This is a genomic window from Parapedobacter tibetensis, from assembly GCF_024704835.1.
GTDB lineage: Bacteria > Bacteroidota > Bacteroidia > Sphingobacteriales > Sphingobacteriaceae > Parapedobacter > Parapedobacter tibetensis.
This window is the reverse complement of the sequence record NZ_JAMXBE010000037.1, coordinates 1-8,069: the sequence shown is the minus strand read 5'-3', so window position 1 is coordinate 8,069 and position 8,069 is coordinate 1. Positions and strand designations below refer to the sequence as shown.

Sequence of the window (8,069 nt, the reverse complement as noted above, 5' to 3'; positions counted from 1 at the left end):
ATAAAAAGGGTGTGAATTTTCTGCAACAATGGTTATGTAGCAGCTATATACGGTTTAAAAACTTAAATCAAGTGAACAAGTTATTAGGATTTTTAATTTTGACTTTTCCGGTAAGCGACGATAGCTGAAAGATTTGCCTGACGTGACAATTTCAGAAAGTAAAATAGGTTGGCAACAAGGTTTTGATTTGACGGAATAATCTTGGAATCAAGACAATAAAAAAAGCCGACCACATAACAGCTTGCATTTGGCAATAGCGGGGAAGCGGTGAATTCAAGGTCTGTGCATTTGTAACTTTGTGCTAAACGGACAGGAAAGTGCTTCTAATCCGCTCCTGCACATACATGCAAAACGTTAGCGGGCATTGTAAATAACCTAGCAGTCACAAATTAAAGGACGATAATATGGACAATAATATTGGAATAGTATTTATACACGGAGCAGGTTTAAACTGCTCAATCTGGGACGATTTAATAAAAGAAATTAATATCCCAACTTTAGCTATTGACTTTCCAAATAAAAAACCAGATTCGAAAGCGATTGATGTATTGACATTTGATGACTATGTAAGCGCTGCGACCAACCAAATTAAAAATTGGAAGAAAGACCATTTTATCATAGTTGCACACTCAATAGGCACTTTCGTTGGTCTAAAAGTTGCAGATCATTTCAAAAATGAATTAAGAGGTTTTGTTGCTTTAGGTTCTGTTATTCCAATAAACGGAAATTCATTTGTTTCTTCTTTGCCGTTTCCTCAGAAATTGATAATGCCAATAATTTTAAGGTTATTTGGTACGAAACCACCACAAAAATCAATAGAAAGTGAACTTTGCAACGACTTGACAGCAGAACAAACTTCAAAAATTGTGAATGAATTTACTCCAGAGTCAAAAGCGCTTTACAGAACAAAAATCAATTTTAACTTGCCTGACACCAACCGACTTTATATTAAGCTGGAAAATGATAAATCAATGCCAAGTACTTTTCAAGACAAAATGGCGAAGAACCTAAATGCAGAAAAAATCATTACTATTGACAGCGGACATTTACCAATGATGAGTAAAGCAAAACAATTAGCAGCAATCTTATCCGATTTTGTAACTGAAATTGTACAGGACGAAAAAACAACGAACCGCTAACATTGTATAAACATAATGCGGGCTGAACGGCTAAAATTGAGCATTTTTGCTCCTAATAAAATTTGCGATGGGCGGATAGTGCATCGCTCCGAAACCTGCACTACGCTTATACTTAACCGTTAGCGGTTAGGTTAAAAGACGACACGACAAAAAGAAACAGAAAATAAGAAATAAACAACAATGCGAAAATTATCACTTTTTATAGCGACAAGTTTAGACGGATACATTGCAAAACCAAATGATGACCTTAGTTTTTTGAAATCAGTTGAAAAAGAAGGAGAAGACTACGGTTATGCAGAATTTACGACAAACATTGACACAATAATTCTTGGGAGAAAGACCTATGATTATGTGCTTAAAGAAATTGGTTCTTTTCATTACGACAACGGACAGCGAGATGTGTATGTAATAACAAGAACTGAAAGACCAAGTGTTGGTAGAACTACTTTTTATTCAGGAAACTTGACAGATTTGGTGCAACAACTAAAATCTGAAAATGGAAAAAACATTTATTGTGACGGTGGAGCAGAAATTATAAATGAACTTTTACAGCACGACTTGATAGACGAATTTATAATTTCCGTTATACCGATTTTGGTTGGTAACGGGACAAGACTTTTTAAAGACAACAGACCAGAACAACAACTTGAACTTATTCACGCAAAAACATTTGACACCGGATTAACACAACTGCATTACAGACGAAAAAAGTAAAAATGATAAAAGCAACCAACACGACAAAAGCCCGAACCGCTAACAGCACCTACACGCAAGCAGAGGTTTCGTGCTTCGCAGGAAGTTCAGTGGTAAATATCCCTGCCTGCGTATAGCTGCAAAACGTTAGTCAGAATTGCAAAATATCCAAGTCCCTAAGAATAGATGCAAATTTTTGAACACAAAAAACAGAGATTTGCACACTTGCATAGTTTTAAATAGATATAATTTTGCATCGTAATCTTAAAAAATAAAATCACATGATGGGAAATTTTAATAACAAACCATTAAGCAATTTAACGAAACGCTTAATTAGAGCAGGTGAACTTTTAGTTTCTGGTGAAAACCAAAAAGAATTAGAGTCTTATTTCGATACGGAAAATTTTCGTTTTCACGGTTCAGGATTCGATACAGATTATAAAGGATTGGTCAGTTTTTTTCAAGCTATGCAAGATGCATTTGCCCCGTTAACAATTAAACGTGGAATTATTATTGAACAAGACGATTATATTGCCTGTCAATCATTCATAGAAGGGAAATTTGTCAATGAATTTACACAATCGCCCGTAGGTACGATACCTCCTAATGGAGCAAATGTGGTTTTTGACTTAATGAATATTTTCAAATTTGATAACCAAGGACGATTAATTGAAGAATGGGTAAGAATAGATAACAGAGGATTACTTATTCAACTTGGTGTACAGTAAAATTGTTAATAAAAAAAGGAGGTGCCTAAAGGATGAGGAACTCGAATAGAAAAGTATCCTACAGTTTGATAAAGCATAAAACTTAATTTTGTTAAGATGGAACCAATCAGATTAAAATCAATCAGCGATTACCATAAAGCACTTGGAATAGATAAGCCTGAGCAACCTTTGTTAAGCGCAATAGATCTTTCAAAAGTTGAGCCACATCCAGGAAAAGGAATGTTAAAGTACGTTTTTGATTTTTATTCCATTTCGTTAAAAAGAACGGAAAGTGGAAATGTAAAATATCGTTACGGGCAACAGCAATACGATTTTGACAGCGGTATTTTGTATTTCATCGCTCCGAATCAGGTTTTTTCTTTCGATGCCGATGAAAATTTTTCTACTAGTGGTTATATTTTGCTTATTCATCCCGATTTCTTTTGGAAAACCTCATTAGCGAAAACCATTAAAAAATATGAGTTTTTCAATTATAGAGTAAATGAAGCACTTTTTGTGTCGGAAAAAGAAGAGGTTATTCTAAAGAGTTTCATTAAAAACATAGAACGTGAAAATCATTCAAATATTGATAAGTTTAGTGAAAATATTATAGTTTCACAAGTTGAGTCTTTCTTAAGCTATTCAGAACGTTTTTATCAAAGGCAATTTTTAACCCGAAAAATCGGTAACCATCAAATCCTTGATCGATTGGAGTATTTGCTCGATGATTATTTCAAAAATGAAAATTTAGCAGTGAAGGTATTACCAACAGTACAATTTCTAGCTGACAATTTGAACACATCGCCTAATTATTTGAGTGGTATTTTAAAAACACACACAGGGAAAAGTACACAGCAACATATTCACGATAAATTGATTGAAAAAGCAAAAGAAAAATTATCCACTACGAACTTAACCGTAGGCGAAATTGCTTATGAATTGGGTTTTGAGCAAAGCCAAAGCTTTAGCAAACTATTTAAACGCAAAACAAACTTAACCCCTATAGAATTTAAGAATACATTTAACTAAAACAATACAAAAAATCACATACAGCTAACAATGTATATAAAAAATAGCGGTTTGGACGCTCACCCGAATCGTTATTTTTTAATTTATTTATCTTGCTTCTTAAATAGTAACCTTATAAAAAGTCCGCTACTTTTCATATACCAAACGTTTGCTGTAATTGTAAAACGACTGTCCTACATGGAAATAATCAGAACAAACTCACTCACAAAATACTTCGGGACAACTCCTGCTTCGGACAACATTTCTATCCATGTTAAAGAGGGTGAGATTTACGGTTTTTTAGGGCTAAACGGTGCTGGTAAAACGACTTTGATACGGATGCTTCTTGGCATGATTAAGCCCGACAACGGCAACATAGCTTTATTTGACAAGCAACTTACACCGCAATTTGACCAATGGAACGACATAGGTTATTTAGTAGAAACACCATACTCTTACCCAAATCTTTCAGTAACCGAAAACTTAAAGGTCTATTACAAACTACGACAATTAACCAACCCAAAATTAATTGACGACATTATTGAAAAATTAAAGTTGACTAACTACAAGGACAAAAAAGCAAAAGTTCTATCTCTCGGCAATCAACAACGGTTAGGTTTAGCAAAAGCACTCATGCACAAACCAAAACTTTTAATACTTGACGAGCCAATTAACGGCTTAGACCCCGAAGGAATTGTTGAAGTGAGGGAATTGCTCAAAGACCTTGCAAATAAAGGTTCAACGGTTTTTCTTTCAAGTCACATACTTGGTGAAATTTCTAAAATAGCTAATCGCATAGGCATAATTCACGAAGGCAAATTGGTAAAAGAACTAACTACAAAAGAACTCACCGACCAACTCATCAAAAAAATTGTAGTAAAAACATCCGACAACACAAAAGCTGTTCAGGAGTTATTGAGTTCAAATTACATAGCGGCATTGACAGACAATGATGAAATAGAAATTACAAATAGTGAGGCAATTGCAAAACCTGAAAATATTTCAAAACTATTGGTTGAAAAAAATCTACCACCTAAGCAAGTGTATTTGTTTACTGAAGATTTAGAGATCTATTTTTTAAGAACAATAAGAAACAAAGAGTAATGAAACAGCAGATACAAGCATTACAAGCTGAGTTTATTAAAAATAAATACTCAAACATTCTTTGGGCAACTTTCATCGCTTTTGGTTTAGCACCAATTATGGGCGGAGTATTTATCTTAATCGTTCAAGATCCAGACGCATTAGCAAAAGCGGGTGGACTTGCTGCAAAAGCACAAGCAATGAACTTTGAGGGCAATTGGAAATCCTACTTTGGTTTATTGACACAAGCCGTTGGCGTTGGTGGTGTTTTGGTTTTCGGCTTTGTAGCAAGCTGGATTTTCGGACGGGAGTATTCGGACGGAACAGCAAAGGACTTACTTTCTCTACCTACCTCGCGGACAAAAATCTTGAACGCAAAATTTGCAGTGTATGTAATTTGGTGTTTAGCACTAGTGGTTTCCAACCTTCTAATTGGACTTCTAATTGGGACATTTTTACGACTGCCGACCCCTGAAACAAATATTCTTTTCCCTCTACTCACCGACTATTTTATCACAACATTTCTGACAATATTAATCGGTGTTCCCATTGCCTTTTTTGCAATTTGGGGCAAAGGTTATCTTGCTCCGTTAGGTTTTGTCGCCTTGACTTTAGTGTTTGCTCAAATTATAGCAGCGACTGGTTACGGATCATATTTCCCTTGGTCAATTCCTGGACTTTATAGCGGTGCAGGTGGAGAATACAAAAAGTTGCTTGACAATTACAGTTACTCAATTTTAATTTTGACTTGCATTGCAGGTTATCTTGCGACAGTAATCTATTGGAAAACAGCAGACCAGACGAAATGAAAGGAACAACTACCGCTACATGCGTTTGGCGTCATGCGGGGTGACGTGCTTAAATTCAAGTTCAGTTTTCCAATTTAGCTTTTGCGCTGGGTTGACAGTTTTGTGCTCCGAAATCCCGCACGAACGCCAAGCGCAGAACCGTTAATGGTAATTTTGCGAACGACCGTTCAAACAACAGATAAACAAAATGAACTATCAACAAACTTACGTAAAAATCGCGAATTATAATCGCGTTCAATAAAAATGGGGCCACCGTCCCAATCCTTCGTAACTTTGGAAAAAAAACAAAAGAACAAGTTATGATGGAGAGTTATTGTGGCCTTGATGTGCATAAAGATAGCGTTTTTATGTGCATCCTGAAAGGAAACGGAGAAAAAGTCGAGGAAAAGTTCGGGACGTTGACGCCGGATCTGGAACGGTTGCGGGACACCTTGGTCGACCATGGGGTCGGTCAGGAAAAACATTTACCACTTTAATCCATAACGGCAAACCTTTTAGGAATGTTCGTACGATAATCGAAGATAAAAAAGGCAATATTTGGCTCGGTGGCAATGATGGACTTTGGTGCTATGACGGCAGCACACTTACCAATTTCACACAGAATTTTGTTGGTTATATCTACGAAGATAAAAAAGGCAATATTTGGCTCGGTGGCAATGATGGACTTTGGTGCTATGACGGCAGCACACTTACCAATTTCACACAGAATTTTGTTGGTTATATCTACGAAGATAAAAAAGGCAACATTTGGACCAGTTCAATACGTGCTTATGGACAGGGTTGGGCACTTTCCCGTTATGATGTAAAAACATTGTCTGATAATAAGCCTACTGTAACTGTATAGTACTCCCCAAAAACTGGACAACTGCTTAAATGTTTAACTTAGCGGTTGTAAAAATGAAAAAAGAACGCAGGAAATTCAGTGCAGGCTTCAAGGCGAAGGTAGCCATCGAAGCGATCAAGGAGCAGCAGACCGTCCATGAACTGGCTGCCAAATAGGGAGTATCATACTCTTTGAAATATTTCAGAGTGCAATCATCTTGATGAAAGGCATTACGATCGGAGTCACCTTAAAAAAAATCTCATAAAGCCCGAATAAATAATCTAACAATTCGGTTTTGAGAATATTTGCGACATCGACAGATAATTTTTTTCCGGTTAGTCCCCAAACGCCTTTAAACCTGTCAAGATATTCTTCCGTGATTGTAAAATCGATATTTAAATAACCTACTTTATCAACCATACATCAGTTAGAACAATAACAAATTACAAGCAAGATAAGAACTGCATATTTCCGGCGATATCATTGGGAAGCATGTTATCCGTTTTTCTAATACTCCTGCACCAACACATCCGTAGGTATCTGCATAGACTCATGCAGCTTACGAATCATACTAATGGATAGTTTACGCTTACGGTTCAATATCTCACTTACACGGCCTTTAAATCCGATAACCTCTGCTAAGTCCTTATTGGAGTAATCCATTTGCTCCATACGGAATTTGATGGCCTCTATGGGATCGGGTAAGTCAATGGGGAAATAAGTGCGCTCATAATTATCAATAAGCACACCCAATATTTCCAATTCATCCCCTTCTGGCGTTCCCGGCTTGGCATCAAAAATAGTTTCAAGCCTTTTCATTGCAGCTTGGTAATCCTGTTCCGTTTTGATGGGTTTAATTTCCATATCCCTTATACTTTAGTTGCATCAATCTTATCGTACTCCGCATGGGTGCCTATAAAGCGTATCCAAACGGCACCATAGTCATAGTTGATTTTGACAATGAGGTGGTAAGTATTCCCTTTGATATTAAATACCATCCGATTGTCCGCCAATATGCTCGCACTTGGATATTCTGCCTTGATTTCGTTCGGGGTACGCCAACGGCTCCGTTCTGCTTCCTGATACCATGATTTCAATGGCTGCTCGCTATCTGCATGCCGCTGCCAAAAATCTCTTAGCGTACTCCGTGAAAATATCCTCATGGACAACAAAGATAATAAACAGTTCCCGTAATGGGAAATTCCCCGGCTGTATTATTCCACTCCCCCATTCACAACTTTCATCCGTGGTTGCCCCCATGTCCTGCTCATGGCGGTTCGATATCTATCCGGCTTAATTATTTCCAAAGTGCATTTTCAGGCTCCCAAGGCCGAAATTCGCCTCAAATCACCGATAAAGCGGTTTGATAACAATCCTACTTTTGGCACAAACCCTCTTTACATTGCGTAGAGTGGGTTTTAGTTTTTAGTGAATATTTAATGTGGCTTTATTGCTCGGAAAGCGTTGTTTTTGGTTCGATCTCCGGTAAGGTTAATTCTTTTAATGATACCACACTAGTAGTTCCCGATAGACTTTTACAAATGCCAAATTGAATTCTAATAAGATCAGTTCGGAGCGGGAAGATTCTTCTTAAGAGCTAATTTCAAGCTTATATCCTTTGCCGCGTATAACAACAATTTTGATATTCGGATCAAATTCCAGTTTTTTTCTAAGTTTTGATATGAACATATCCAGACTACGCCCGACAATAACACCTTCATCTTCCCATATCTCTTTTTGCAGCCGGCTTCTCTCTATAGTCTCGTTAGGAGACAACGCGAAAATGAGCAGTAGACGCGTTTCAGTT

13 protein-coding genes are annotated in these 8,069 nt (G+C 36.9%); 9 read left to right on the top strand and 4 right to left on the bottom strand.

Annotated elements, in window-relative coordinates; genetic code table 11:
• Positions 1–404 precede the first annotated feature (404 nt).
• The 9 genes from NF543_RS24815 to NF543_RS25660 all read left to right on the top strand — a co-directional run bounded on the left by NF543_RS24815 (position 405) and on the right by NF543_RS25660 (position 6,438).
• On the top strand, positions 405–1,139 hold the full coding sequence (locus tag NF543_RS24815; RefSeq protein ID WP_257670889.1) for an alpha/beta fold hydrolase: 735 nt from the start codon (positions 405–407) through the stop codon (positions 1,137–1,139).
• A gap of 180 nt (positions 1,140–1,319) precedes the next feature.
• On the top strand, positions 1,320–1,853 hold the full coding sequence (locus NF543_RS24810) for a dihydrofolate reductase family protein (protein WP_257670888.1): 534 nt from the start codon (positions 1,320–1,322) through the stop codon (positions 1,851–1,853).
• Between the two features lie 260 nt (positions 1,854–2,113).
• Complete coding sequence (locus tag NF543_RS24805; protein WP_257670887.1) at positions 2,114–2,560, top strand: ester cyclase; 447 nt, start codon at positions 2,114–2,116, stop codon at positions 2,558–2,560.
• A gap of 96 nt (positions 2,561–2,656) precedes the next feature.
• Positions 2,657–3,568, top strand: a complete 912-nt coding sequence (locus tag NF543_RS24800; protein WP_257670886.1) for a helix-turn-helix domain-containing protein — start codon at positions 2,657–2,659, stop codon at positions 3,566–3,568.
• Positions 3,569–3,745: 177 nt separating this feature from the next.
• Positions 3,746–4,651 carry an ABC transporter ATP-binding protein gene (locus tag NF543_RS24795; RefSeq protein WP_257670885.1) on the top strand — a complete coding sequence of 302 codons (906 nt, stop codon included), beginning with the start codon at positions 3,746–3,748 and terminating at the stop codon, positions 4,649–4,651.
• Positions 4,651–5,439, top strand: a complete 789-nt coding sequence (locus tag NF543_RS24790) for a DUF2705 family protein (protein ID WP_257670884.1) — start codon at positions 4,651–4,653, stop codon at positions 5,437–5,439. The genes NF543_RS24795 and NF543_RS24790 overlap by 1 nt, the downstream gene beginning before the upstream one ends.
• Positions 5,440–5,738: 299 nt before the next feature.
• Positions 5,739–5,915, top strand: coding sequence for a hypothetical protein (locus NF543_RS24785; protein ID WP_257670892.1), 177 nt, complete (start codon positions 5,739–5,741; stop codon positions 5,913–5,915).
• The gene (locus NF543_RS24780) at positions 5,915–6,283 is read left to right on the top strand and encodes a two-component regulator propeller domain-containing protein (RefSeq protein WP_257670891.1); all 369 of its coding nucleotides are present in this window, start codon (positions 5,915–5,917) and stop codon (positions 6,281–6,283) included. The genes NF543_RS24785 and NF543_RS24780 overlap by 1 nt, the downstream gene beginning before the upstream one ends.
• 53 nt (positions 6,284–6,336) lie before the next feature.
• Positions 6,337–6,438 (top strand): transposase, encoded by a 102-nt coding sequence (locus NF543_RS25660; RefSeq protein WP_505560204.1) that lies wholly within the window; start codon positions 6,337–6,339, stop codon positions 6,436–6,438.
• A 25-nt stretch (positions 6,439–6,463) separates the two neighbouring features.
• Here the strand turns inward: NF543_RS25660 and NF543_RS24775 are convergent, their stop codons facing one another.
• The 4 genes from NF543_RS24775 to NF543_RS24760 form a co-directional block, all read right to left on the bottom strand.
• Positions 6,464–6,682, bottom strand: a complete 219-nt coding sequence (locus NF543_RS24775; RefSeq protein WP_257670883.1) for a hypothetical protein — start codon at positions 6,680–6,682, stop codon at positions 6,464–6,466.
• 87 nt (positions 6,683–6,769) lie between these two features.
• Positions 6,770–7,126 (bottom strand): helix-turn-helix domain-containing protein, encoded by a 357-nt coding sequence (locus NF543_RS24770; RefSeq protein ID WP_257670882.1) that lies wholly within the window; start codon positions 7,124–7,126, stop codon positions 6,770–6,772.
• A gap of 5 nt (positions 7,127–7,131) precedes the next feature.
• A complete protein-coding gene (locus NF543_RS24765) occupies positions 7,132–7,425 on the bottom strand; it encodes a type II toxin-antitoxin system HigB family toxin (protein WP_257670881.1) in 294 nt (97 codons plus the stop codon).
• A 427-nt stretch (positions 7,426–7,852) separates the two neighbouring features.
• Positions 7,853–8,069: helix-turn-helix domain-containing protein (locus NF543_RS24760; RefSeq protein WP_257957575.1), on the bottom strand; the 217-nt coding region annotated here is incomplete at its 5' end.